The sequence below is a fragment of the Thalassobacter stenotrophicus genome, from assembly GCF_001458315.1.
Lineage (GTDB): Bacteria > Pseudomonadota > Alphaproteobacteria > Rhodobacterales > Rhodobacteraceae > Thalassobacter > Thalassobacter stenotrophicus.
This window is the reverse complement of sequence record NZ_CYRX01000025.1, coordinates 251395-275301: the sequence shown is the minus strand read 5'-3', so window position 1 is coordinate 275301 and position 23907 is coordinate 251395. Positions and strand designations below refer to the sequence as shown.

Here is a 23907-nt window from a genome sequence, read left to right as displayed (position 1 = left end):
CGCAAAATCAATTTGTCTATACGGCTTGTGTAACAGCCCGTGATCCGGGTTCAAACCTAGATTTAGACCTCAGAGGTTGGGCGCGATATCCGCCCACCCCCGACTGAGGCCCCCACACCCGTTGTACTCGGGAAGGATGTCGGCAAGCCCGCTTGGACCCGCACAGCGAGGTAGGCAAAGGCCTGCGCCTCAAGCATATCACCATCTAGGCCCACGGTTTCGACGGGGTTTACGGGGCATGAAATGTGCGCGTGAAGGGCCGCCATCAACGTCGGGTTCTGCCGCCCGCCACCCGCCACCAACACCTGCGCTGGCATCTCGGGGCAAAAGGCCAGTGCGCGCGCGACTGAACGTCCGACAACATCGGCAAGCGTGGTCAGCGCATCCGCGAGGGGCAATGTGGTTATTGGCTCTAGGACGTGAGACAACTCATTTCGGTCCAATGATTTTGGCGGCAATTCACCAAAGAAGCGATGCTCCAGCACGGCTTCGGACAGGGCGGCATAACACCGCCCGCCAGCGGCCAATTGCCCAGCCGCATCATAGTCTGCGCCCGTGGCCGCGCGCACCAGATCATCAAGCGGAGCATTCGCAGGGCCGGTGTCGAACGCGAGCATCGCACCCGGCGCGTCCATTTGATCGACACGCGGATCGACCCATGTGATGTTCGCAACACCGCCAAGGTTAAGGAACACCACCGGCGCCTCTGCCCCGATCCAACGCGCACAGGCAAAGTGGAACGCAGGCGCCAGCGGCGCACCCTGCCCGCCTAGCCCCACGTCGGCGGTGCGAAAATCCCAGACAACGGGCGCGCCGAGAGCCTCGGCCAAGACATCGCCACTGCCCGCTTGGTGCGTGCCTTGCCCGCCGGGCGCATGGGCCAGCGTCTGCCCATGAAAACCGATCAGCTTTTTGCCATAGAGGCGCAGCGCCTCAATATGTGCCGTTTCCACGACATTTGCGGCCTCAGCCACGCCGGGATCACCCTGCCATTTACCCATGGCGGCACGCAGAACGGCGCGCTCAGGCTCGGTATACGGGCGGTACCCCGTTTCGCCGAATGCAAAGATATCAGACCCGTCGGTCAACAGCTCAGCCGTGTCCACACCGTCCATCGACGTGCCCGACATGGCACCAACCGCCCAAATCCGTTCCATGGCTCTTTCCCTTGCGCGCGCTTTTGCTTATGCACACCTCACCCCAAAGATGGACCCAATTCCGATGACCTACCAGCCCAAATCCGAGTTTCTCCGCGTGATCATCGAGCGCGGCTTTCTGGCCGACTGCACCGACCTGCAAGCGTTGGATGACGCCCTGATCGCCGGGGTTGTCCCGGCCTATATCGGGTATGATGCCACGGCCGCCTCGCTTCATGTGGGGCACCTGTTGAACATCATGCTGCTGCGGTGGTTCCAGAAAACGGGCCATAAGCCGATCACCCTCATGGGCGGCGGCACGACCAAGGTGGGCGACCCGTCGTTCCGCTCGGACGAGCGGCCCCTGCTCGGACCCGAACAGATTGATGCCAACATCGCCGGAATGCAGAAAGTCTTTGCGCAATACCTAGACTACGGCGACGCGCCCGGTCAGGCGATCATGCGCAACAACGCCGAATGGCTGGACGGGCTCAACTACCTCGATTTTTTGCGCGACATCGGGCGGCATTTTAGCGTGAACCGGATGCTCAGCTTTGAAAGCGTTAAGTCCCGCCTGGACCGCGAACAATCGCTCAGCTTTCTCGAATTCAACTACATGATCCTGCAAGCCTATGACTTCATGGAGCTTAACCGCCGCTACGGCTGTTTGTTGCAGATGGGTGGCTCGGATCAGTGGGGCAACATCATTAACGGGATCGACCTGACCCGCCGCGTGATCGATTCAGAAGTCTACGGCCTGACGACCCCCCTGTTGACGACGAGCGACGGCAAAAAGATGGGCAAAAGCCAAGGCGGCGCGATCTGGCTGAACGGTGAGATGCTGTCTCCCTATGAGTTTTGGCAGTTCTGGCGCAATACGACTGACGCAGACGTTGGGCGATTCCTGAAGCTGTATACCGAACTGCCCGTTGACGAGTGTGATCGTCTTGGCGCGCTTGAGGGGTCAGAGATCAACGCGGCGAAAATTATTCTCGCCAATGAGGTCACAACCCTCCTGCACGGCGCCGAGGCCGCGAAAACCGCCGAAGCAACTGCACGCGAAGTGTTTGAAAAAGGCGGTGCGGGCGACGATCTGCCGACCTTAACCCTTTCCGCCGATGAGGTCGGCGATGGCATTTCCATCGTGCAACTGATCACTCGGTCCGGGCTTGCGGGCTCCGGCAAAGAGGCAAAGCGCCTGATCTCGGGCGGTGGGGCGCAGATGAATGACGCCGCACTGACCGATCCGGGCGTAATGGTGACATCCGATGACCTAGCGACGCCTATAAAGCTAAGCGCTGGCAAGAAGCGCCACGCGCTTGTGCAGCTCCAATCCTAACGTCCTGCTGAGACTTAGCCCTACGTCATAAGCCCAAGTGACGTAGGGTAACTTACCTAATTTTTGCCATATTGTATCTTTTCAGGCCAAAACATCACCGTTAGTATCAGATTTATATCTAAAGTATATCTTTCGGAATTTTGACATGAAAACAAAACGGTTCTTAGCGGCACTTTGCGCCATCACCCTTTCATTTGGGGCATCAGCGCAGGCTTCATCGATATCGGTTGCAACCTTTGACCTGACAGCTTTCGCGTCATCGATGGGCGGAAACTTCTCACTCGAAGACTTTGAAACATATTCTGGCGGCGCGCTAAACGGCCCCCTCACCGGGACAAGCGTTGGGACTTTTTCGAGCCTTGGCGGCGTTGGGAGTGGCTCCACATGTCGGTCGAACGGCGGCGGGACGTGCTCTGCGGATCTGGCCATTCAGGACGATGGCATCAACGGCCAGGGCAACCTCGTACCAATCGCGGGGAGCAAATCGCTCAACTCCAACGATACGCTTGGGATCAAGTGGGACGTCAGCCGGGTGGGCAGTGCCTCATTTAACCGCTTGATTTTTGGCCTACGTGACGGCGGTGAGTTTCAGAGCCTGACCGTATCAGCGGGCGGCGAAACCGCGACCTTCGGGCCCGGTGCCGGAAACGGAAACGAAAAACTGGTGGTGGTCGATTTCAGCGGCTTTGTGACCTCCGCATCCGTCGAGATGCGCCACAGCGGGCTGAACGACGGCTTTACAATCGACGCCGCAACCGCCGCGGCGGTGCCATTGCCCGCAGGCGCGGTGCTGGCGATGACGGGTTTGGCAGGCTTGATGGCTATTGGCCGCAAGCGACGGCGCAAACCCAGCTAAGACTTAAGACTAAATGCAAAACGGGCGGCCCGCAAAGGCCGCCCGTCTTCGTTTACAATATTCAAGTCTTAGCGAGAGATCGTGACCGTCGTCATCACATCCGGACGACCAACAACCGCACCGTTCGATCCAGTCCCACGTTTGATCGCGTCCAATACGTCAAGACCCTCTGTCACTTGGCCAATCACTGTGTACTGACCGTTCAAGAACGGACCTGGCTCAAACATGATAAAGAACTGAGAATTCGCGCTGTCGGGGTTTTGCGCCCGCGCCATACCGACCGTGCCACGCTCATACGGGATATCCGAGAACTCAGCCGAAATATTGGGTAAATCCGATCCGCCGCGCCCAGCCATACGCATATCTGCACCGAGTTTGCCGAATTCGACATCCCCGGTTTGCGCCATGAAACCATCGATTACGCGGTGGAACACCACGTTGTCGTAGGCACCTTGTTCAGCCAGTGTTCTGATTTGCGCCACGTGGTTGGGGGCGACCTCTTCCAGCAGATCGATTGTGATCGCGCCGTTGGCCTCCCCCTCAACCGTGATGGTCATCTCGACTGCAAGCGCTGGCGTGGCGACCGCCAACCCCAGTGCCAAGGCAAGACTACGCATCGGCATCGCTTGCGACCTTGACCGAAATCATCACATCGGGGTTCGCAGGTGGCTCGCCACGGGTGATCGCATCGACATGATCCATACCGCTGATGACCCGGCCGTAGACCGTGTACTGGCGGTTAAGGAAGTGGTTGTCGTTGAAGTTGATGAAGAACTGCGAGTTTGCACTGTCCGGGCTGGACGAGCGGGCAGCGCCCAGTGTGCCACGATCGTGTGGTACGCCAGAGAATTCAGCCTTCAGGTTCGGTTTGTCGGACCCGCCAGTACCTGCGGAACGAATGTTGCCGCCCGCATCGAGGTTGCCGTGCTGTACGTCACCGGTTTGCGCCATGAAACCTTCGATCACGCGGTGGAACACCACGTTGTCATAGGCACCTTCGCGGGCCAGTTCTTTCATGCGGTCGCAATGCCCGGGGGCAACGTCCGGCAGCAGCTCAATAACGACTGTGCCGCCCTTGAGTTCCATCAGAATCGTGTTTTCTGGATCTTTGATATCGGCCATGTGGCTCCCTTTCCGTGTCCGTTTGGCGGGCACCCTAGGGGCCTTGGACGGAAAGGGAAAGGGGGCTTCAGGCCTCTCGGCGCAGGACCGCGCGGTCGCTTGGGTACATCTGATGCAGCGCTTCTTTGACAGGCGGCGTGACAAACTTTGACACATCCCCGCCGAGCCGCGCGATTTCCTTAACCAGCTTGGAGGCAATCGCCTGATGCTCTGCCTCAGCCATTAGGAAAACGGTCTCGATGCTGTTGTCGAGTTGGCGGTTCATGCCAACCATCTGGAACTCATACTCAAAGTCCGCAACAGCCCGCAGCCCCCGCACAATCACCTGCGCGCCCACATCGCGGGCGCAATCGATCAGCAGGTTCTCAAAGGGATGCGCGACAATTTCAACACCGGTCTTTTTCGCCCAAAAGGCGCATTCTTCTTCAACCATCGCAACGCGCTGTTCGAGCGAGAACAAAGGCCCCTTATCGCGGTTGATCGCCACGCCAATGACAAGGCGATCCACCAGGGAACAGGCCCGTTTGATGATATCGATATGACCCAACGTGATCGGGTCAAAGGTGCCGGGATAAAGTCCAGTGCGCATCGGCACCTCCGGGGGTTTGTGCTATCAAGTCCTCTAGGCAGACCTGATGCGCGGGCAAAAAGCAAGAGACCCGCGTCCATCTGTCCCGCGATATTATCGTGCGAGGCGCAGGGGCTAGTGCCCCATAATCATCCCCTCAAGGGCTTCTTTTTCCATAGAAACCTCAGACAAACGCGCTTTGACGATGTCGCCCAGCGTCACGAGGCCGACCATTTTGCCGTTGTCCAGCACAGGCATGTGGCGGAACCGGCCGTTGGTCATTTTTTCAAGCACGCTTTGCGCGTCGTCGTTTGGAGCGCAGGTCACGAGCGTTTTGGTCATCATATCCGAGACCTTTTCGCTCAGGCAGATGGTGCCGCGACGGCCGATTTCGCGCACAATGTCCCGCTCTGACAGGATGCCAGCTGCCGTTCCATCACCGCTGGAGACCACCAAGGAGCCGATTTTGCGTGACGACAGTTCGGCTGCAGCATCCGACACAAGTGCATCGGGCGCAATTGTCAAAACATCAGTCGTGGCCTTTGATTTCAGAATTTGATGAACAAGCATCCCTAAACCTCCCTGTCGTAACTTTCTTTAGGGAAAGCGTGCGCGCGAGAAGGGCTTCTGTCAAGGTGTGTAGCTGCGCGAAAACACAACCTATGCGCGCAAAAAGCAGAGCGCATTCGAATGCGACACATTTGTTGTCAAAACCCCTTTGCACCCGCCCGCCGAATTTGCCACTCAAGGTCAGGGATTTAATTCACTTGGGAGGAACGGTCATGGAAGACCTGTGTCACTATATCAATGGCGCGCGCGTTGCGGGCTCATCTGGGCGCTTTGCCGATGTCTACAATCCGGCCACCGGTGAGGTTCAGGCACGCGTTCCGCTCGCCAATGGTGAAGAAATGGCACATGCAGTCGCCGTCGCGCAGGCCGCACAACCCAAATGGGCTGCAGTGAACCCTCAGCGTCGCGCGCGGGTCTTGATGGCTTTTGTCGGACTTTTGCACCGCGACATGGACAAATTGGCCGAAGCGCTGAGCCGCGAGCACGGTAAGACCCTGCCCGACGCCAAAGGCGATGTGCAGCGCGGCCTTGAGGTCGTCGAATACTGCATCGGCGCACCCGAATTGCTGAAGGGGGATTACACCACCGATGCAGGCCCCGGCATCGACATGTATTCGATGCGTCAGCCCTTGGGTGTGACCGCCGGCATCACGCCGTTTAACTTCCCCGCGATGATCCCGATGTGGATGTTTGCCCCCGCCATCGCGTGCGGTAACAGCTTTATCCTCAAGCCCTCCGAGCGCGATCCATCCGTGCCGATCATGCTGGCAGAGCTGCTAGAAGAAGCGGGTCTGCCGAAGGGTGTGATCCAGGTCGTGAACGGTGACAAAACGGCCGTTGACGCGATTCTGGACAATGAAATCATCCAATCTGTGGGCTTTGTCGGCTCAACCCCGATTGCCGCCTACATCTATGAGCGTGGCTGTGCGAACGGCAAGCGCGTGCAGTGTTTTGGTGGCGCCAAGAATCACATGATCATCCTGCCTGACGCGGACATGGATCAAGCAGCGGATGCGTTGATTGGCGCGGGTTACGGCGCGGCTGGCGAACGCTGCATGGCGATTTCTGTCGCAGTTCCCGTGGGTGAAGAAACCGCCGACAAACTGATCGAGAAACTCGTGCCGCGGATTGAAGCGTTGAAGGTGGGTCCCTACACTTCTGGCGCGGATGTGGACTACGGCCCCGTTGTAACGGCCGCCGCAAAGGCCAACATCGAGCGCTTGGTCCAGTCGGGCGTTGAAGCCGGGGCGGAGCTGGTCGTGGACGGCCGTGGGTTCTCGTTGCAGGGCTATGAGGACGGGTTCTTTGTAGGCCCGCACCTGTTTGACCGCGTGACCAAGGACATGGAGATCTACCAAAAAGAGATCTTTGGCCCGGTTCTGTCGGTCGTGCGTGCCCAAAACTATGAAGAGGCCATCGGCCTTGCAATGGATCACGAGTACGGCAACGGCACCGCGATTTACACTCGTGATGGTGATGCCGCACGTGACTTTGCCGCGCGCATTAACGTCGGCATGGTCGGTATTAACGTCCCGATCCCAGTGCCTTTGGCGTACCACACGTTTGGCGGCTGGAAGAAATCCGTGTTTGGCGACTTGAACCAACACGGTCCGGATGCGTTCAAGTTTTACACCCGGACCAAAACGGTGACGGCACGCTGGCCCTCGGGCATTAAAGACGGGGCTGCCTTCTCTATTCCTGTGATGGAATAATAAGGGATTTCGCCGCGCTTTGCGCGACGACCCGCGGGGGGCGATGCCCCCCGCACCCCTTTTGAGTATTTTGGGAACAAAGGAAGGGACAGCCTTGCAAGAGGATATCTGGTGCCGAATTGAGGGCCGCGCTGGTCGGATTACGTTGCGGCGCCCGGACGCGTTGAACGCGTTGACGTGGGAAATGTGTCTCGCCATTGAGGCCGCCCTTGATGCTTGGGCCGAAGACAATGCCGTTGACCTTGTACTGATTGATGCCGAGGGTTCACGCGCCTTTTGCGCCGGTGGTGACATCGCAGAGATGTATGCCGCAGGAATTAAAGGCGAGTACGGTTACGGGCAGCGGTTCTGGGCGGATGAATACCGCATGAACGCTAAAATTTTTCACTATGCCAAGCCTGTCGTCGCGTTTTTGCAGGGGTTTACCATGGGCGGCGGCGTTGGCGTTGGGTGCCATGGCTCGCACCGCATTGTGGATGACACCAGTCAGATTGCGATGCCGGAATGCGCGATCGGCCTTGTTCCGGATGTGGGGGGATCGTTGTTATTGCACCTCGCGCCGGGACGTTTGGGCGAATACTTGGGCACCACCGGGGCGCGAATGGGAGCCGCGGATGCCATCTATGCCGGATTTGCGGATAACTACGTGCCTAACGGCTGGGATGACCTAAAGGCCGCCTTGTGTACGACAGGAGATGTTACTGTCATTGCCGCGGCAGCTGCGCCACCGCCCGACGCGCCGCTGGCTGCGGCACAGGCCGAAATTGACGCCCTGTTTAGCGGCGAGACGCTAGGCGACATCGTACGAAGTGTTGCAGCCGCAGACGGGCCGCTGGCCGAACGCGCTGCCAAGGCGCTTTCGCGCAATGCGCCGCTGGGCATGGCCTGCGCCGTTGAAATGCTGCACCGGATGAATGATGCCACCACGATGGCAGACGCGCTGGGGCTTGAGTACCGCTTTACCCACCGCGCGCTTGAGCACAGCGATTTCGTCGAGGGGATTCGCGCACAGATTATCGACAAGGATAAATCCCCCAAATGGCGCCACTCGGGCCCCGAGGCTGTTCCGGCCACGGACGTCGCCCGCATGCTGATGCCATTAGGGCCGGATGCTTTGAAAATTTAGAAGGAGGGACACTATGCAGATTGGATTTATCGGGCTGGGGAATATGGGGCACCATATGGCGCGCAACTTGGCGTCTGCGAGCCACACAGTTGTGGGGTTTGACCTGCACGCGCCCTGCCCTGCGGGCGTGACGGCGGCGGCCTCTGGGGCCGAAGCCGCACAGGGTGCGGATGTTGTGATCACGATGCTGCCCAACGGCGCGATCCTGCGCGCGGTCGCAGCCGAGGTCATTGCGGCGATGAAGCCGGGGGCCGTGCTGCTCGATTGCTCAACCGTGGATGTGGACAGCGCGCGGGCGGTTGCCGAACAGGCTGAGGCCGCAAGCCTTGCCGCGCTAGACGCACCTGTCTCTGGCGGCACGGGTGGCGCGGATGCAGGCACTTTGACCTTTATGGTCGGCGGCCCACAGAACGCATTCGCCACCGCGCAACCTCTGTTTGAGATCATGGGGCAAAAGGCCGTACATTGCGGTGGCGCGGGCAACGGCCAAGCGGCGAAAATCTGCAACAACATGATTCTTGGCGTGACCATGACAGCCACCTGTGAAGCGTTTGCCTTGGCCGACAAACTGGGGCTCGACCGGCAGGCGATGTTTGACGTTGTGTCAACTTCGTCCGGATATTCGTGGTCAATGAACGCCTATTGCCCGGCCCCCGGTGTTGGCCCCGATTCTCCGGCGGACAACGACTACAAACCGGGATTCGCGGCCGAGCTGATGCTCAAAGATCTGCGGTTGAGCCAGCAAGCGGCAGAGGCCGTAGATGCGGACACGCCCTTGGGCCAAGCCACCACTGCGCTATACGAAACCTTTGTGGAATCGGAAGGCGGCGCAGGGCAGGATTTCTCAGCTATGCTGCCAAGGTTTGAGCGGAAATCACGTGGTTAGCCCTAGGGCTAACCTAACCTAACCATTTAGTATGAAACGAAAAAGCGGCCCCGAGGGGCGGCTTTCTTACGTGACCTAAAGGTCATACAGCAGTGGCGCGGTTGACGGGGCTCGAACCCGCGACCCCCGGCGTGACAGGCCGGTACTCTAACCAACTGAGCTACAACCGCGTACTGCGTGTGGAGGGGGATAATGCTACCGCACGGGGGGGTCAATCCCTTTTTCGCGACTTTCTTTCTCTCCAGACAATATAAAGTCCCGCCCCCGCGATTAGCACCATTCCGGCCCATGTAAATGGCCCCGGAATCTCTCCAAAAACGCTCCAACCCCAGAAAACCGCGAGCGGAAGGGCCACATATTCGAACGGGGCCACAACACCTGCTTCCGCCATCCGGTAGGCTTGCGACAGGCAATAGGCAATTGCCGCTACGTTAAGTCCGAGCGCAAGGAACACCCAGATGTCACCGGGCGCCGGCCAGACCCATGCGCGGAGCAAAAACACCAAACTTTCGTTCGTGATTCCTTGCGCATACTGCCCCTGCCCCAGCACCCCGCAGGAAGCGATGCTCACCACCAGAAACATAACTTGGATATAGATGGCGAGTGCGCTGGCCCGGCTAGTTACCCCCAATTTGCGGGTCATCACCTGATTGCCAGCGTAGCTGAGCGCGGCGACCAGCGGTAAGGCATAGCTCCACCCCGGGACGCCAAGACCTTGGCCAAGCAGTTCAGGCACGAACATCACCGCAACGCCTGCAAACCCCACCCCAACCGCGGCCCAGCGATGGATGCCAACCTGTTCGCCCAACACCGGGATCGAAAGAATCGTAATCAACAACGGGGCTACGAAGAACAGCGCCGACACCAATCCCAGTGGCATCGCCGCGATGGCCAGAAAGAAGGACATATTCGCCACAACCACCATCATCGCGCGCGCGGCGTGCTGCCACGGCGTTGCGGTCCGCAGAAGCCGCCAGCCCCCTTCGATCTGTAGAATAATAAGCGAGAACATCAGCCCACCAAGTGAGCGCGCAAAGACGATCTGATAGAGCGCGTAGTCCCCCGACAGCGCCTTGAACATCATGTCATTCAGCGTGATCAGCCCGGTACCCAAGCAGATCATCAAAATACCGATTTGATTGCGAGTGAGATGTCCCATGCGCGCCTCCTGCGTCACCCTAGGGGCCGTAGGGACGGAAACAAGTCTTATCGCCCTTCCGAGCACGCGGCGATGCTTTGGCCACCCCAAACGATCCCCAATTGTAAGCCCCTGCAACGCATGGCAGGCTGCCGCAAAACGGGAGGAAAACATGACACAAAAAGTAGCGCTCGTGACGGGATCAGCACGGGGCATCGGCTTGGCGACCACTGCCAAGTTCTTGGAAGATGGGTGGAAAGTCGTCCGGGTGGACTGGGATGCCCCCGCCCTGGAGGCCTCAGCCGAAGGGTTGGGCGACGTGCATGACATCGTGGCCGACATCAGCCTTGAGGCTGACGTAGACGCGCTTGTGGCCAATGTCACCGAGCTGACAGGTGGTGGTATCAACGCCTTGGTGAACAATGCCGGCATCGCGGATTTTGGCCCGATGGAGGACACCGATTTCGCGCGGTGGCGTCGAATTATGTCGATCAACCTTGATGGAACGTTCCTGATGTCCCAAGGGTTCATTCCACTGCTCAAAGCGCGCAGGGGCGCGATTGTGAACATCGCCTCCATCTCGGCGCTACGGGCTTCAACACTGCGAGTGGCCTATGGCACGTCAAAGGCAGCCGTTGCGCATTTGACCGAACAACAAGCGGCCGAGCTGGGTGAGTTTGGCGTGCGTGCCAACTGCGTGGCCCCCGGCCCCGTGCGCACCAAGCTGGCGATGGCGGTCCACACCCCCGAAATCATCGCCGCCTACCACGATGCGATTCCCCTAAACCGCTATGGGCAGGAAGAAGAATTGGCAGAAGCAATTTGTTGGCTCTGCTCGGACAAAGCGAGCTATGTAAACGGGCAAACCCTGGCCGTGGACGGCGGATTTGAGAGCACGGGCATTGGCCTGCCTGCGTTGCGAGGCTAGCGCGCAAATTTGAAGATGAATGAAGTGAACTGGGCCGTCATGTTACGGCCCGGTTTTGGTGGTTGTTCCGGGCTGACACACACAGAATCGCCGTGACCGCCCGCGCGAGGGGCCATAAAGTCCGTTGCGACGCCTTTTTTCGACCGAACTGCCCTGCGAATTTCCTAAAATTCGCCGTAAAAGCTTAACTCGGCATGTCGCTTGTAAAGGGTGTATTAAGCTTTGCTTGCGACGATTGGGTATGAAATCGATCACGACCCTTGGCGCCCTCATAGGCATTGGCATTCTTGGTGCCCTATTAACCGCATTAGCCGTATGGCTGGTTGGCGGGCCAGTGTGGGCTGTAATCCTGGGATACGTCCTTGGGGGGATGGTCTATATGATTTTAGGTGGAGTGTGGGTGGCTCGCACGCGGTCTAATCTCAAGGACTGAGGCAGAGCTTTGGTCTGGGGTAATGGTGGGTCGTGAGAGGCTCGAACTCCCGACATCTTCGGTGTAAACGAAGCGCTCTACCAACTGAGCTAACGACCCGTTACGCGAGGCAATACGTCAAAGATTAGGGAGGAGCAAGCCCTAAGAGAGACGTTTTTGTTGACCATCTTTCACATGGTAAACAACGCCCTGCCCGCCTGGCATTTCACTCAACGTCGCAAGCGTCACATTCGGCCCGTGACCGAGTGCGAGAGCCCGGATCATGCGGCTGGTGATCCCGTGCGTGACCAGCACATGCGGCCCCTCAAGGCGCGCCAAAAACCGGGCGCAACGCGCCTCTAGGCCCGCAAGACCTTCGCCACCCGGCGCCATATCATACAACTCCAGCACACCGTCGGCCGTCACCTGCCACTCTGTCGGATCGATCAATTCGGCACGCAAACGGCCAGTCCATTCGCCAACGCCCACCTCACGCAGATCGGTATCTGTGGTGATTTCGGTGACGAGGGGCCCCAGCGCGATAGCGGCTGTTTCCACCGCACGGCCAGACGGGCTGGATAGCACACAAAAGCCGCTAAGATCCTGTTCAGCCATGATATTGCGCTGTGTAACCGCCTGCTCCACACCCAATTCGGTCAAAGGCGCATTAAGATGGCCCTGCATGCGGCCTTCGCGATTCCAGGTTGTTTCCCCATGGCGCAAAACGAAGAGTTCGACTGTCATGAAGGCCCTCTCTTGCAGGTGGTTTGCCGCGCATATTCGAGAAAGAATGGTGGGTGATAAGAGATTTGAACTCCTGACATCTTCGATGTGAACGAAGCGCTCTACCACTGAGCTAATCACCCTTGGACGGTGGTCTAGCGAGGCTGTGGGTCGGATGCAAGAGGCTGTTCAGGCAAAAACTGAACCGAGTATAGGCGGAATTTTACGCCTCCTGAGGCGCGCTTGAAGCGCCGATCCGGTGTCAAAGGACCCGAAACCTGAGTTACAAAAATGAAAGCCGCCCGCGACGGGCGCGGACGGCTGATATTCTGTCTGTAGCAGATAGGCGCCTAGTGCGTCGTAGCTGTAGTCACCTTGTCGGAGGTGATCCGCGCCAAGGCCGCGGCTTCTTCTGCGGCTTGGTCCCATTCCACCGCCTCTGGTGCAGAGACCAATGCACGTTCAATCACCTCGGACACATGCGTGACTGGAATGATCTTAAGACCATTTTTGACACTATCCGGAATATCCGCGAGGTCTTTTTCATTCTCCTCAGGGATTAGCACGGTCGTGATCCCACCACGCAAAGCCGCAAGGAGCTTTTCCTTAAGACCACCGATGGGCATCGCATTGCCGCGCAAGCTAACCTCACCCGTCATCGCAATATCTTTGCGCACGGGGATACCGGTCAGGACCGACACAATGGACGTCACCATCGCCAAACCAGCGGAGGGACCGTCCTTGGGCGTGGCACCGTCGGGAACGTGTACGTGGATATCGAACGTGTCGAACATCGGCGGCTTCACACCAATTTTTGGCGCAATCGAGCGAACGTAGGAAGACGCCGCATCAATCGACTCCTTCATCACATCGCCCAGTTTACCCGTGGTCTTCATCCGCCCCTTACCGGGCAGCTTCAGCGCCTCAATATGCAGCAAATCACCACCAACGGAAGTATAGGCCAAGCCCGTCACAACACCGATCTGATCTTTGCTTTCGGCCAGACCGTAGCGGTACTTTTTCACGCCAAGGAAATCATCCAAATTGTCCGGCGTCACCTCAACCTTGTCGGCTTCTTTGCGAACGATTTTGGTGACGGCTTTCCGGGCCAGTTTGCCAATCTCACGCTCCAGATTCCGCACGCCCGCCTCACGGGTGTAGGTGCGGATCATCTCTTGCAGCGCTTCGTCCGACAGCGCGAATTCATCTTTGCGCAGGCCGTGGTTCTTAACCTGTTTTGAGATGAGGTGCTGCTTGGCAATCTCGGCTTTTTCTTCCTCGGTGTACCCTGCGAGGCTGATGATCTCCATCCGGTCCAGCAGCGGCCCGGGCATGTTGTAGGAGTTCGCCGTCGTGAGGAACATCACGTTCGAAAGGTCATATTCGACCTCAAGGTAGTGATCGACAAACGTGCCGTTCTGCTCAGGGTCAAGCACCTCAAGCATGGCTGAGGCCGGGTCACCACGGAAATCCTGACCCATCTTGTCGATTTCATCGAGCAAGATCAGTGGGTTCGTGGTTTTCGCCTTTTTCAGGGCTTGGATAATTTTACCAGGCATTGAGCCGATATATGTGCGCCGATGGCCGCGAATTTCGCTTTCATCCCGCACACCGCCAAGGGAAATACGGATGAACTCACGCCCAGTGGCCTTTGCCACGGACTTTCCGAGCGAGGTTTTACCCACGCCGGGAGGTCCGACCAGACACAAGATCGGACCGCGCAGTTTGGCCGAGCGTTGCTGGACCGCAAGGTATTCAACGATGCGTTCCTTAACCTTTTCCAAGCCATAGTGATCGTTGTCGAGGACGTTCTGCGCGCGGTTAAGGTCTTTCTTAACACGAGATTTCGTGCCCCACGGAATGGACAGCATCCAGTCAAGATAGTTGCGCACCACGGTCGCCTCAGCGCTCATAGGCGACATATTCTTGAGCTTTTTCAGCTCCGCATCGGCCTTTTCTTTGGCCTCCTTGGAGAGCTTTGTTTCCGCGATCCGCGCTTCCAGCTCGGCCACTTCGCCGCCGCCTTCTTCACCGTCGCCCAGCTCCTTCTGAATAGCCTTCATTTGCTCATTCAGATAGTATTCGCGCTGCGTACGCTCCATCTGGTTTTTGACGCGGGATTTGATCTTTTTCTCAACCGAGAGGACCGACATCTCGCCCTGCATCATGCCGTAGACACGCTCCAACCGTTCTGCCACGACGAGCAATTCCAGCAGTTCCTGCTTGTCCGCGACTTCGATACCCAAGTGGCCTGCGACAAGATCCACCAGCTTGGCGGGCTCCTGTGTTTCCGAAACGGCTGTCAGCGCTTCTTCGGGGACATTCTTCTTAACCTTGGCATAACGCTCAAATTCCTCAGCCACGGAGCGCATCATCGCCTCAACGATGGCCTCATCTCCCAAGGTTTCCTCAAGCGGCGCAGCCTCGGCTTCAAAGAAGTTCTCGTTTTCGATGAATTCGGTGATCTGCACGCGGCCACGGCCCTCGACCAGCACTTTTACAGTGCCGTCGGGAAGCTTGAGCAATTGCAGCACGTTAGCCAGCACACCTGTGCGATAGATGCCATCACTGGTCGGGTCATCGACCGCAGGATCGATCTGGCTGGACAACAAGATTTGCTTGTCGTCGCGCATCACTTCTTCCAACGCGCGTACCGATTTTTCGCGCCCCACGAACAGTGGCACGATCATATGGGGGAAAACCACAACATCGCGCAGCGGCAGGACAGGGTAAGAGGTATGATCCATCTTGGTTCCTTTATGTTTCGCAAAGAGCCCCGGCCCCGCTCGGCGGCAGCAGTGGTGCTCTTCCGGTCTTGTGCCCCAATACTTGGGGTCCAACCGTTAACGCTTCAAGGACTCAGTCCCGTTACGTCTTTGTCATACTGTGCCATGCACCGCCCCGCCGCCGCAAGCGATCGAGACAGTTTTAGACAACTCCTCCGCAAGTAAACCGTGCTGACGTGACGCCAAGGGTTGAGCCGTGCATACGCAGATTTTTCTGGTGTTGGCTTGGGCAAAGTATACCGCCCGGGCCCTCGGCTTTTAGACGGGCTTTCACCAAATTCACCCGCCCATCACTATAGACCACGGTTGCCCACCCCTAGACCGGCTCAATATCACCCTGCGCCCGCGCGGCGTGAAAACCTGTTTCGAAATCGGCAAACGTGCCCGAGGCAATTGCCGCCCGCATCGCTGCCATAAGCTCCTGATAATAGTGCAGGTTGTGCCAGGTCAGCAGCATTGAGCTGAGGATTTCTTGAGACCGGAAAACATGGTGCAGATATGCCCGTGAGTAATTTGAACACGCAGGGCACGTACATTCGGCATCCAGTGGGCGCGGGTCATCCATGTGGCGCGCGTTTTTAATGTTAACAACGCCGCGGCGCGTAAACGCTTGGCCCGTCCGTCCGGAACGCGATGGCAGGACGCAGTCAAACATATCGATGCCGCGTTTCACCGCGCCCACCAAATCATCGGGCTTTCCCACTCCCATCAGGTAGCGGGGCTTGTCCTTCGGCAATTGCTCTGGCGCGAAATCAAGACAAGAAAACATTGCCTCTTGGCCCTCGCCCACTGCAAGCCCACCAACCGCGTAGCCGTCGAATTCAATCCCGCGCAGCGCTTCTGCGCTTTCGGCGCGAAGGTCTTCTTCTAACCCGCCCTGTTGGATCCCGAACAAAGCATGGCCGGGCCGATCCCCAAACGCATCGCGCGACCGCTTTGCCCACCGCATCGACAGCTCCATGCTTTCCCGGATACGTGCGCGATCCGCAGGCAGAGCCGGGCATTCATCGAAACACATCACAATGTCTGATCCGAGAAGCCGCTGGATTTCCATGGAGCGTTCGGGCGTCAGATGGTGCTTGGATCCATCGATATGAGATTTGAAGGTCACACCTTCTTCCGTCAGCTTACGCAGTGCGCCCAAGCTCATCACCTGAAAACCACCCGAATCCGTTAAGATCGGTCGGTCCCAATTCATAAACTTGTGCAAGCCACCCAAGCGCGCCACGCGTTCCGCCGTCGGGCGCAGCATCAGATGGTACGTGTTTCCCAACAGGATGTCGGCCCCTGTCGCGCGAACACTTTCGGGCATCATTGCTTTGACGGTTGCCGCGGTGCCGACAGGCATGAAAGCAGGTGTCCGAATGTCGCCGCGTGGCGTGTGCACGGTGCCGGTGCGTGCGCGGCCGTCAGTGCCGTGAAGGCTAAATGAAAAAGTCTGTGTCATACTCTGGCGGATACGCCTGCGCGCGTTGGCATGCAAGATGCGTGGCCCAAAGGTTCAGTTTTACGTTTCAAGCTGCCGGTGTTTATCGACTATACTCTTTATTTAACGCTGCCCGTTAACCAAAATACTACGCAGCATTGGTTAATGCGCGCCTCACGGCTGGACGCCGTCAATCCTATTCCCTATATTTTCGGTAAGGAAACAAGTCGAAGGCTCATCTCTCCATGTCAGACGCTCTTGAAGGCACGCCGCTGATCGCGCCCTCCTCCACGGATCACCCTCTTTATGAAGGCATCGTTAACGCCTGCCGGTCGGTGTTCGACCCAGAGATCCCCGTCAATATTTATGACCTTGGCCTGATCTACACCATTGATATCAATGCGGAAAGCGAAGTGCGGATCATCATGTCGCTTACAGCGCCAGGTTGCCCCGTTGCTGGCGAAATGCCCGGCTGGGTTGCTGACGCTGTAGCACCCCTGCCAGGCGTAAAGCAGGTAGACGTAGACCTAACGTGGGAGCCGCAATGGGGCATGGAGATGATGTCCGACGAAGCGCGGCTTGAATTGGGCTTCATGTAGAAACCGTTCAGATGTGCTAAAGCCCTGAGTGTGCTTTTTCAAAGCGGGACCGCAGCGTTAAGATCTTGAGGGTCATGTTAATGGCTCGCTCATTGGAACGCTGTACATAGCTGAACTGGTTGAACGCTTCACTTACCACTGCCTTGCCTCTTGAGCCTAAATGCACTCAGGCTTATCTTGCTCCCAAAGGAGATCGCTCATGTTCGGCATTCCCGGCAACCCACCTGTATCCCTAACACCCGCCGCTGCGGGCCAGATTTCAAAGCTAATGGAGAAAGATAACTCCATGGGCTTGCGCATCGGCATCAAAAAAGGTGGCTGCGCAGGGATGGAATACACGATGGAATACGTCTCTGAGATAGACAAAAATGACGAAGTCGTGGAAGTCGAGGGTGCGCGTGTGATGATCGCGCCTATGGCACAGATGTTCCTGTTCGGAACAGAAATTGACTACGAAGTCAGCCTACTTGAGGCAGGCTTTAAGTTCCGTAATCCCAATGTCGTCGACGCGTGCGGATGCGGTGAGTCGATCAAATTTGATGATGCATTGGCCGTTGATAAGCCTTAACCTCTCCTGAACACATTGGCTCAGGAGATCCGCGCATGCCCTCTAAACTCGCCGCTGGCAATTGGAAAATGCACGGGCTTAAGTCCGACCTGAGCGAACTTCCGGCTATCGCAGATACAGCTACGGCGACGAGCATTCCGGCGCTGATCTGCCCACCAGCCACACTGATTGCGGCGGCAGCAACACCCGGGCTGCACATCGGCGGTCAGAATTGCCACATTGCGAACCAAGGTGCACATACCGGCGATGTCTCAGCCCAAATGCTGTGCGATGCCGGCGCCTCGCATGTTATCGTTGGCCATTCTGAACGACGCAGCGATCACAACGAGACTGATAAGGACATTGAGGCACAAGCAAAGGCCGCTTGGTCCGCCGGCTTGATTGCCATTGTTTGCATTGGCGAAACCTTGGCTCAGCGCGAGGCTGGTAACTGCCTCGACGTTCTTGCGAAACAACTTCGTAACAGCGTGCCGGACGACGCAACTGCAGCCAACACAGTCGTAGCCTACGAACCCGTTTGGGCCATAGGAACAGGCCGCGTAGCTGAGATCGAACAGATAACAGAGGTCCACGATGCCCTACGCGTCGACCTGTGTGTGAGGTTTAACGATGGTAAAGACTTTACGCTGCTTTATGGCGGCTCCGTCAAAGCGGCCAATGCCAGTGAGATTTTCAGCTGCGCAAACGTGAACGGCGCATTGGTTGGCGGAGCGTCCCTAAAGGCCGCAGATTTCTGTCCAATCATTGAGGCCCTCGCCGCGCAGTGATGCAAAGCTTGTCACAATCGCCTCGCGATCCAGCCTTTGTTCAAAATCCCTACCCATTCTATGAAAAAATGCGCTCGGCTGGGCCGTTAGTCCACTGGCAAGACTACGATGTCATATGCGCCACGGACTACGCTACGATCGACACCATTTTGCGCGATCGCCGATTTGGCCGCGCGCCTATGGCCCCCATCCAGGTCCCACCGCACCTCAAACCATTCTATGCGGTAGAGGCACACTCGATGCTAGAACTTGAGCCGCCGGATCATACCCGTCTGCGCGGCGCAGTTTTGCGGGCATTTACGAACAGACGCATAAAGGCCCTGCGCCCAGAAATCGAGGCACTGTGCGACGAACTCATCGATACCTTTCCTAATGGGCCATTTGACCTGCTCGAAACCTACGGACGTCCGCTACCAGCGCGCATAATCGCGCGCTTCCTAGGTGTCCCCGAAGGGGACTGGCAACGCCTCGTGGACTGGTCAAAAAGAATGGTTGCGATGTATCAATCTAATCGCACACGCGAGCAGGAGGATGTCGCGGCGGCAGCGGCACAAAGCTTCTCAGAGTATATCAAGATCCAAATTGAGGCTAAACGAGCGACCCCCGACGACAGCCTGATCTCAACCTTGTTAACAGCCCACACCGCAGAAAAGCTTAGCGAGCATGAGGTCATCAGCACCTGCATTCTGTTGCTCAATGCAGGGCATGAAGCGACCGTTCATACATTCGGAAATACGGTTAAGACGCTCTTAGACTTAGGAGTTTCACCTCAAATCGGTGAGACGTTCATCAATGAAATCCTTAGGTTCGATCCTCCGCTGCATCTGTTTGAGCGGATCGCATATGAAACCGTTGAGATCGCGGGCCATACATTTAATCCCGGTGATCGCGTCGCGCTTCTTTTGGCTTCGGGCAACCGCGACGCCAACGCTTTCAAGAACCCCAATTCGTTTCATCCTGACAGAAGCGACGCGCAACCGTTAAGCTTCGGCGCAGGCATTCACTTTTGCATTGGGGCTCCGCTTGCTCGCCTAGAACTTGAGATTTCGCTCAATCGCCTGTGGGAGCGAAAACCTAATTTAAAGCTTTTAGGCACGCCGCAGTACGCAGACATTTACCATTTTCATGGCTTAGAGAGCCTGCGTGTCACGACCTAAGCCTATTCAGCAGCCAATGAGCGCTTTTGCAACAACGGCTTAAGATAGTGACCGGTATGGCTTTCGGGGATTTCAGCGATTTTCTGAGGCGTACCTTCAGCAACAATGCGCCCGCCGCCATCGCCACCCTCCGGTCCAATGTCGATGATGTGGTCAGCCGTCTTAACCACATCAAGATTATGCTCAATCACCACGACCGAGTTCCCCTGATCCACAAGTTCATGCAGTACTTCCAACAACTTACGCACATCTTCAAAATGCAAACCCGTGGTCGGTTCGTCCAGAATGTATAGGGTACGCCCCGTCGAACGTTTACTTAACTCTTTCGAAAGTTTAACGCGCTGCGCCTCCCCTCCGGACAAGGTTGTCGCCTGTTGGCCGACCTTGATGTAGCCAAGGCCAACACGCATCAAAGCATCCATTTTTTCGCGAATAGATGGAACAGCTTGGAAGAAACTCTGGGCATCTTCCACAGTCATGTCCAACACGTCCGCAATGGATTTTCCCTTGAACTTAATCTCAAGAGTTTCACGGTTGTAGCGTTGTCCCTTACACGTCTCACACTCCACGTAAACATCTGGCAGGAAATGCATTTCTATCTTGATGACACCATCACCTTGGCACGCCTCACAACGCCCGCCTTTGACGTTAAACGAGAAACGGCCGGGTTTGTATCCGCGTGCTTTGGCCTCGGGCAGACCCGAAAACCAATCCCGGATGGGTGTAAAGGCGCCGGTGTAAGTCGCTGGGTTTGACCGCGGCGTTCGCCCAATGGGGCGCTGGTCAATGTCGATCACCTTATCAAGGTGTTCCAGGCCCTTGATCGTCTCACACGGTGCCGGCGTTTGCCGTGCACCGTTTAGCTTCATTGAAGCGGTCTTAAACAAAGTCTCAATCGTTAAAGTTGATTTACCACCGCCCGAGACACCTGTAACGCACACAAACTGGCCAAGCGGAAAGTCGACGGTCACGTTTTGAAGGTTGTTGCCCGTCGCTTTAACGACCGTCAACTTTTTCTTGCCCTTCTTACGCCGCGTCGCAGGCACGGCGATTTCGCGACGTCCGCTTAGATACGCTCCGGTAATAGAGGTTTCATGAGCCTCGATTTCGCTTGGCGTTCCGTGGGCCACAACTTGCCCCCCGTGCACACCAGCGCCCGGGCCAATATCGAAAACATAATCAGCCTCGCGCACAGCTTCTTCGTCGTGCTCGACAACGATCACTGTGTTGCCTTGGTCTCGTAGGTTTTTTAGCGTGCCGAGCAGTCGATCATTGTCCCGTTGGTGCAGGCCAATGGACGGCTCATCCAGCACATAAAGAACACCTGTCAGCCCCGAGCCGATCTGACTTGCCAATCTGATCCGCTGGCTTTCACCACCCGACAACGTACCACTGGAACGGCTAAGCGTAAGATATTCTAAACCCACGTTATTTAGAAAACCAAGACGCTCAGAAATCTCCTTCAAAATCGCTTTTGCGATCTCATTTTTCTGAACGCTCAGATGCTCGGGCGCAGACGATATCCAGTCAAAGGCTTCGCGGATCGACATCTGTACGACTTGACCGACATGAACGTCCGCGATCTTGACAGCCAGCGCTTCGGGGCGCAGCCGATAGCCATCGCACGCGCCACAAGAACGGTTGTTTTGATAACGCTCGAATTCTTCCCTAATCCACGCTGAGTCTGTCTCGCGGTAGCGGCGTTCCATGTTGGGAATGACGCCTTCAAACACGCGTTGTACTTGGTAAATGCGGCCACCTTCATCGTAACGGAAGTTAATCTCTTGCTTGCCCGAACCGCGCAGGAAAACCTGCTGAACTTCTTGCGGCAAATCCTTCCAGGCTTTCTTTTTGTCAAAACCGAAATGAGCAGCGATAGCGTCGATTGTTTGCAGGAAATACGGGCTTTTACCCTTATTCCACGGAGCCAGAGCACCGTTCGCAAGGGACAGTGTCACATCCGGAACCACAAGGCGTTCGTCAAAGAATAACTCGTGCCCAAGCCCATCGCATTTAGGACACGCCCCGAAAGGAGCGTTAAAGGAAAATAAACGCGGCTCAATCTCCGGGATCGTAAAGCCGGACACCGGACAGGCGAATTTCTCGGAGAAGGTAATGCGGTCGGGATCGCCCTCTTTCGGCGCGGTTTCAAGGATGGCGATCCCATCCGCGAGATCCAAAGCCGTGCGAAAACTGTCGGCTAGGCGGGTTTCAACACCCTCGCGCACCACGATCCGGTCAACCACGACATCAATGTCGTGGCGGAACTTTTTATCAAGCGTTGGTGGCTCATCAAGATCGTAGAACACCCCATCAACCTTAACCCGCTGGAAACCTTGCTTACGCAATTCGAGGAATTCCTTACGGTATTCCCCTTTCCGGTCCCGGATGATTGGCGCAAGTAGATAGCCACGCGTGCCTTCCTCCATGGCCATGACACGGTCAACCATATCTTGGACCTGCTGGGCCTCAATCGGCTCGCCGGTGGCGGGGCTAAACGGGGTCCCTGCCCGTGCGAAAAGCAGCCGCATATAATCATAAATCTCGGTCACGGTCCCGACGGTGGAGCGTGGGTTTTTCGAGGTTGTCTTTTGTTCAATTGAGATGGCAGGGCTAAGGCCTGAGATGTGATCGACGTCAGGTTTCTGCATCATATCAAGGAATTGACGCGCATAGGCGCTCAGGCTCTCGACATAGCGCCGCTGCCCTTCGGCGTAGATCGTATCAAAGGCCAATGACGATTTGCCAGAGCCGGACAACCCTGTAATCACCACCAGCTTGTCACGGGGAATATCTACGTCGATGCTCTTGAGGTTGTGCTCGCGCGCGCCGCGCACCTCGATGTTTTTCAGCTCTGCCATGATACCCTCATCCGTTCACAGGACACTATCTAAGTGGATTGCGGCTACTCTCAAACCTAATTTTGGAACATTAGCGGAACATTTACCAGTTATCTTTTATGATCCCCTAAGGAGCGGCCAATTAGCAGCAAAACACCCGCTCCCGCGAGGCAAAAGCCCGCAAGTCCGAGTAGAATGCCGGACAAGCCAAAGCCAGCCAGAAGGCCGGCGAATATCGGGGTGCCCGAAACGGTGCCCAAATTTCCGAGCTGAGCGATTGCGCCCGTTGAGCGGGTTCGATCCGCTAGGCCTGCATTGAAAAAGGGGATCGCCGCAAACGATGCCCCAGGCACCAGCCCCAGAAAGAAGAACGCCAAATCAGGGCTAAGCGGAAGGCCAATCCCAATGCCGATGCTTGCCACAGCCCCACCCAAGAAGCCGACAACCGCCACCCGATCAGGCGCCACGCTGCGGCACACGTAGCCCGCCAAAAGGGTTGAGCATAAGCTCACCAACGGCAGCCTGACGAACAATTCAGGCCGTTCTAAAGCGAGGGGCAAGTAAGTCAGAAGAGCGATGTAGGTCACCGTGTAGAACACGAAGCCAGCCCCCGGCGCCACAATAGGAAGTGAGGTGTAGATATCGCGATGCAAGCGGATGATATTTAACGAAAGTCCTGTGCGACCTGTGCGGGGCAATTGTCCCCACAACAGAACCAGCAAGATCAAAAAACCAACCCCATGCGCCCGCAACACCAGCGACAAGCCACCCCATTCCAACAGCGCCGGCACAATCAGCGCCGACAGCGCGAAGGACAAACCAAAGAACATCGCCCAGATCGACATCACAACGGGGCGGTCTCGGTCCGTGGCTATCATCGCCATGATCGGTGGTGCTGCAACCACCAATGTCAAATGCGGCACCCCTTCCAGCAGGCGCAAAGCCGCATAGACCTCTGCGGGGGGCAAAAACGATTGCGCCAATGAGACCGCCGCGCTCAACACAAGCCCGATCAGCAGACTGGTTCGGGGCGAAAGCCACGCCACAATCGCACCAGCTGCCGCCCCGCAAAACAACCCAACCAAACCCACCAACGACACGAACAACGCCACCCCCGTGGGGGAGCGATCAAACACCGCCGCGTGTTCGTTCAGCGTCAGCGAGACTTTGCCAAACTGCGCCGCCGCAAACATACCCATAACAAAAAGAAGAGCGACAAGGCCCCAACGCGTGCGTTCCATGTCTGTT

The 23907-nt window shown here is 57.1% G+C and carries 21 protein-coding genes and 3 tRNA genes; 10 read left to right on the top strand and 14 right to left on the bottom strand.

Annotated elements, in window-relative coordinates:
• Positions 1-62: 62 nt before the first annotated feature.
• A complete protein-coding gene (locus THS5294_RS08415; protein ID WP_058123396.1) occupies positions 63-1157 on the bottom strand; it encodes an anhydro-N-acetylmuramic acid kinase in 1095 nt (364 codons plus the stop codon).
• Positions 1158-1221: 64 nt separating this feature from the next.
• Between THS5294_RS08415 and tyrS the strand changes: the two genes are divergently transcribed.
• Together tyrS and THS5294_RS08405 are read left to right on the top strand one after the other, a co-directional pair.
• Positions 1222-2475 (top strand): tyrosine--tRNA ligase, encoded by a 1254-nt coding sequence (gene tyrS / locus THS5294_RS08410; RefSeq protein ID WP_058123473.1) that lies wholly within the window; start codon positions 1222-1224, stop codon positions 2473-2475.
• 145 nt (positions 2476-2620) lie between these two features.
• Positions 2621-3331 (top strand): VPLPA-CTERM sorting domain-containing protein, encoded by a 711-nt coding sequence (locus THS5294_RS08405; protein ID WP_038006551.1) that lies wholly within the window; start codon positions 2621-2623, stop codon positions 3329-3331.
• 68 nt (positions 3332-3399) lie between these two features.
• Here the strand turns inward: THS5294_RS08405 and THS5294_RS08400 are convergent, their stop codons facing one another.
• The 4 genes from THS5294_RS08400 to THS5294_RS08385 form a co-directional block, all read right to left on the bottom strand.
• Positions 3400-3948, bottom strand: a complete 549-nt coding sequence (locus tag THS5294_RS08400) for a peptidylprolyl isomerase (RefSeq protein ID WP_058123472.1) — start codon at positions 3946-3948, stop codon at positions 3400-3402.
• Positions 3941-4453 (bottom strand): peptidylprolyl isomerase, encoded by a 513-nt coding sequence (locus THS5294_RS08395; protein ID WP_038006547.1) that lies wholly within the window; start codon positions 4451-4453, stop codon positions 3941-3943. Before THS5294_RS08395 ends, THS5294_RS08400 begins: the two co-directional genes overlap by 8 nt.
• A gap of 67 nt (positions 4454-4520) precedes the next feature.
• A complete protein-coding gene (gene coaD / locus THS5294_RS08390) occupies positions 4521-5042 on the bottom strand; it encodes a pantetheine-phosphate adenylyltransferase (RefSeq protein WP_058123395.1) in 522 nt (173 codons plus the stop codon).
• Between the two features lie 114 nt (positions 5043-5156).
• Positions 5157-5591, bottom strand: coding sequence for a CBS domain-containing protein (locus THS5294_RS08385; protein WP_038006541.1), 435 nt, complete (start codon positions 5589-5591; stop codon positions 5157-5159).
• Between the two features lie 212 nt (positions 5592-5803).
• On the opposite strand from THS5294_RS08385, the gene THS5294_RS08380 reads away from it, so the two are divergent.
• The 3 genes from THS5294_RS08380 to mmsB all read left to right on the top strand — a co-directional run bounded on the left by THS5294_RS08380 (position 5804) and on the right by mmsB (position 9315).
• Positions 5804-7303 (top strand): CoA-acylating methylmalonate-semialdehyde dehydrogenase, encoded by a 1500-nt coding sequence (locus tag THS5294_RS08380; protein WP_058123394.1) that lies wholly within the window; start codon positions 5804-5806, stop codon positions 7301-7303.
• Between the two features lie 94 nt (positions 7304-7397).
• A complete protein-coding gene (locus THS5294_RS08375; RefSeq protein ID WP_233486438.1) occupies positions 7398-8429 on the top strand; it encodes an enoyl-CoA hydratase/isomerase family protein in 1032 nt (343 codons plus the stop codon).
• Positions 8430-8442: 13 nt separating this feature from the next.
• Complete coding sequence (mmsB, locus tag THS5294_RS08370; protein ID WP_058123393.1) at positions 8443-9315, top strand: 3-hydroxyisobutyrate dehydrogenase; 873 nt, start codon at positions 8443-8445, stop codon at positions 9313-9315.
• Between the two features lie 93 nt (positions 9316-9408).
• Here mmsB and THS5294_RS08365 read toward each other — a convergent pair.
• Both THS5294_RS08365 and THS5294_RS08360 read right to left on the bottom strand, forming a co-directional pair.
• A tRNA-Asp gene (locus THS5294_RS08365) sits at positions 9409-9485 on the bottom strand.
• A gap of 41 nt (positions 9486-9526) precedes the next feature.
• Entirely contained in the window at positions 9527-10474 is a 948-nt protein-coding gene (locus THS5294_RS08360) for a DMT family transporter (protein WP_058123392.1), read from the bottom strand.
• A gap of 151 nt (positions 10475-10625) precedes the next feature.
• On the opposite strand from THS5294_RS08360, the gene THS5294_RS08355 reads away from it, so the two are divergent.
• A complete protein-coding gene (locus THS5294_RS08355; protein WP_058123391.1) occupies positions 10626-11381 on the top strand; it encodes an SDR family NAD(P)-dependent oxidoreductase in 756 nt (251 codons plus the stop codon).
• A gap of 456 nt (positions 11382-11837) precedes the next feature.
• Here THS5294_RS08355 and THS5294_RS08345 read toward each other — a convergent pair.
• The 5 genes from THS5294_RS08345 to tgt all read right to left on the bottom strand — a co-directional run bounded on the left by THS5294_RS08345 (position 11838) and on the right by tgt (position 16749).
• Positions 11838-11913: transfer RNA gene (locus THS5294_RS08345), tRNA-Val, on the bottom strand.
• A 42-nt stretch (positions 11914-11955) separates the two neighbouring features.
• Complete coding sequence (locus THS5294_RS08340; RefSeq protein ID WP_058123389.1) at positions 11956-12537, bottom strand: histidine phosphatase family protein; 582 nt, start codon at positions 12535-12537, stop codon at positions 11956-11958.
• 47 nt (positions 12538-12584) lie between these two features.
• A tRNA-Val gene (locus THS5294_RS08335) sits at positions 12585-12659 on the bottom strand.
• Between the two features lie 207 nt (positions 12660-12866).
• On the bottom strand, positions 12867-15263 hold the full coding sequence (lon, locus tag THS5294_RS08330) for an endopeptidase La (protein ID WP_038006529.1): 2397 nt from the start codon (positions 15261-15263) through the stop codon (positions 12867-12869).
• A gap of 355 nt (positions 15264-15618) precedes the next feature.
• Entirely contained in the window at positions 15619-16749 is a 1131-nt protein-coding gene (tgt, locus tag THS5294_RS08325; RefSeq protein ID WP_058123388.1) for a tRNA guanosine(34) transglycosylase Tgt, read from the bottom strand.
• Between the two features lie 224 nt (positions 16750-16973).
• On the opposite strand from tgt, the gene THS5294_RS08320 reads away from it, so the two are divergent.
• From THS5294_RS08320 to THS5294_RS08305, 4 genes are all read left to right on the top strand, one after another.
• Entirely contained in the window at positions 16974-17327 is a 354-nt protein-coding gene (locus THS5294_RS08320; RefSeq protein WP_038006525.1) for a DUF59 domain-containing protein, read from the top strand.
• Between the two features lie 199 nt (positions 17328-17526).
• Positions 17527-17895 (top strand): HesB/IscA family protein, encoded by a 369-nt coding sequence (locus THS5294_RS08315; protein ID WP_038006524.1) that lies wholly within the window; start codon positions 17527-17529, stop codon positions 17893-17895.
• 35 nt (positions 17896-17930) lie between these two features.
• Entirely contained in the window at positions 17931-18662 is a 732-nt protein-coding gene (tpiA, locus tag THS5294_RS08310) for a triose-phosphate isomerase (RefSeq protein WP_058123387.1), read from the top strand.
• A gap of 239 nt (positions 18663-18901) precedes the next feature.
• Positions 18902-19819 (top strand): cytochrome P450, encoded by a 918-nt coding sequence (locus THS5294_RS08305; RefSeq protein ID WP_306434211.1) that lies wholly within the window; start codon positions 18902-18904, stop codon positions 19817-19819.
• A 2-nt stretch (positions 19820-19821) separates the two neighbouring features.
• Here THS5294_RS08305 and uvrA read toward each other — a convergent pair whose 3' ends face one another.
• Both uvrA and THS5294_RS08295 read right to left on the bottom strand, forming a co-directional pair.
• Positions 19822-22680 (bottom strand): excinuclease ABC subunit UvrA, encoded by a 2859-nt coding sequence (gene uvrA, locus THS5294_RS08300; protein ID WP_058123385.1) that lies wholly within the window; start codon positions 22678-22680, stop codon positions 19822-19824.
• An 89-nt stretch (positions 22681-22769) separates the two neighbouring features.
• Positions 22770-23900 (bottom strand): MFS transporter, encoded by a 1131-nt coding sequence (locus tag THS5294_RS08295; RefSeq protein ID WP_058123384.1) that lies wholly within the window; start codon positions 23898-23900, stop codon positions 22770-22772.
• Positions 23901-23907: the final 7 nt, after the last annotated feature.

What these genes read in the sequence shown, in the direction of transcription:
- THS5294_RS08415 (WP_058123396.1), bottom strand. Translation starts at nt 1,157, where the DNA reads ATGGAACGGATTTGGGCGGTTGGTGCCATGTCGGGCACGTCGATGGAC.
- tyrS (WP_058123473.1), top strand. Translation starts at nt 1,222, where the DNA reads ATGACCTACCAGCCCAAATCCGAGTTTCTCCGCGTGATCATCGAGCGC.
- THS5294_RS08405 (WP_038006551.1), top strand. Translation starts at nt 2,621, where the DNA reads ATGAAAACAAAACGGTTCTTAGCGGCACTTTGCGCCATCACCCTTTCA.
- THS5294_RS08400 (WP_058123472.1), bottom strand. Translation starts at nt 3,948, where the DNA reads ATGCGTAGTCTTGCCTTGGCACTGGGGTTGGCGGTCGCCACGCCAGCG.
- THS5294_RS08395 (WP_038006547.1), bottom strand. Translation starts at nt 4,453, where the DNA reads ATGGCCGATATCAAAGATCCAGAAAACACGATTCTGATGGAACTCAAG.
- coaD (WP_058123395.1), bottom strand. Translation starts at nt 5,042, where the DNA reads ATGCGCACTGGACTTTATCCCGGCACCTTTGACCCGATCACGTTGGGT.
- THS5294_RS08385 (WP_038006541.1), bottom strand. Translation starts at nt 5,591, where the DNA reads ATGCTTGTTCATCAAATTCTGAAATCAAAGGCCACGACTGATGTTTTG.
- THS5294_RS08380 (WP_058123394.1), top strand. Translation starts at nt 5,804, where the DNA reads ATGGAAGACCTGTGTCACTATATCAATGGCGCGCGCGTTGCGGGCTCA.
- mmsB (WP_058123393.1), top strand. Translation starts at nt 8,443, where the DNA reads ATGCAGATTGGATTTATCGGGCTGGGGAATATGGGGCACCATATGGCG.
- THS5294_RS08360 (WP_058123392.1), bottom strand. Translation starts at nt 10,474, where the DNA reads ATGGGACATCTCACTCGCAATCAAATCGGTATTTTGATGATCTGCTTG.
- THS5294_RS08355 (WP_058123391.1), top strand. Translation starts at nt 10,626, where the DNA reads ATGACACAAAAAGTAGCGCTCGTGACGGGATCAGCACGGGGCATCGGC.
- THS5294_RS08340 (WP_058123389.1), bottom strand. Translation starts at nt 12,537, where the DNA reads ATGACAGTCGAACTCTTCGTTTTGCGCCATGGGGAAACAACCTGGAAT.
- lon (WP_038006529.1), bottom strand. Translation starts at nt 15,263, where the DNA reads ATGGATCATACCTCTTACCCTGTCCTGCCGCTGCGCGATGTTGTGGTT.
- tgt (WP_058123388.1), bottom strand. Translation starts at nt 16,749, where the DNA reads ATGACACAGACTTTTTCATTTAGCCTTCACGGCACTGACGGCCGCGCA.
- THS5294_RS08320 (WP_038006525.1), top strand. Translation starts at nt 16,974, where the DNA reads ATGTCAGACGCTCTTGAAGGCACGCCGCTGATCGCGCCCTCCTCCACG.
- THS5294_RS08315 (WP_038006524.1), top strand. Translation starts at nt 17,527, where the DNA reads ATGTTCGGCATTCCCGGCAACCCACCTGTATCCCTAACACCCGCCGCT.
- tpiA (WP_058123387.1), top strand. Translation starts at nt 17,931, where the DNA reads ATGCCCTCTAAACTCGCCGCTGGCAATTGGAAAATGCACGGGCTTAAG.
- THS5294_RS08305 (WP_306434211.1), top strand. Translation starts at nt 18,902, where the DNA reads ATGCTAGAACTTGAGCCGCCGGATCATACCCGTCTGCGCGGCGCAGTT.
- uvrA (WP_058123385.1), bottom strand. Translation starts at nt 22,680, where the DNA reads ATGGCAGAGCTGAAAAACATCGAGGTGCGCGGCGCGCGCGAGCACAAC.
- THS5294_RS08295 (WP_058123384.1), bottom strand. Translation starts at nt 23,900, where the DNA reads ATGGAACGCACGCGTTGGGGCCTTGTCGCTCTTCTTTTTGTTATGGGT.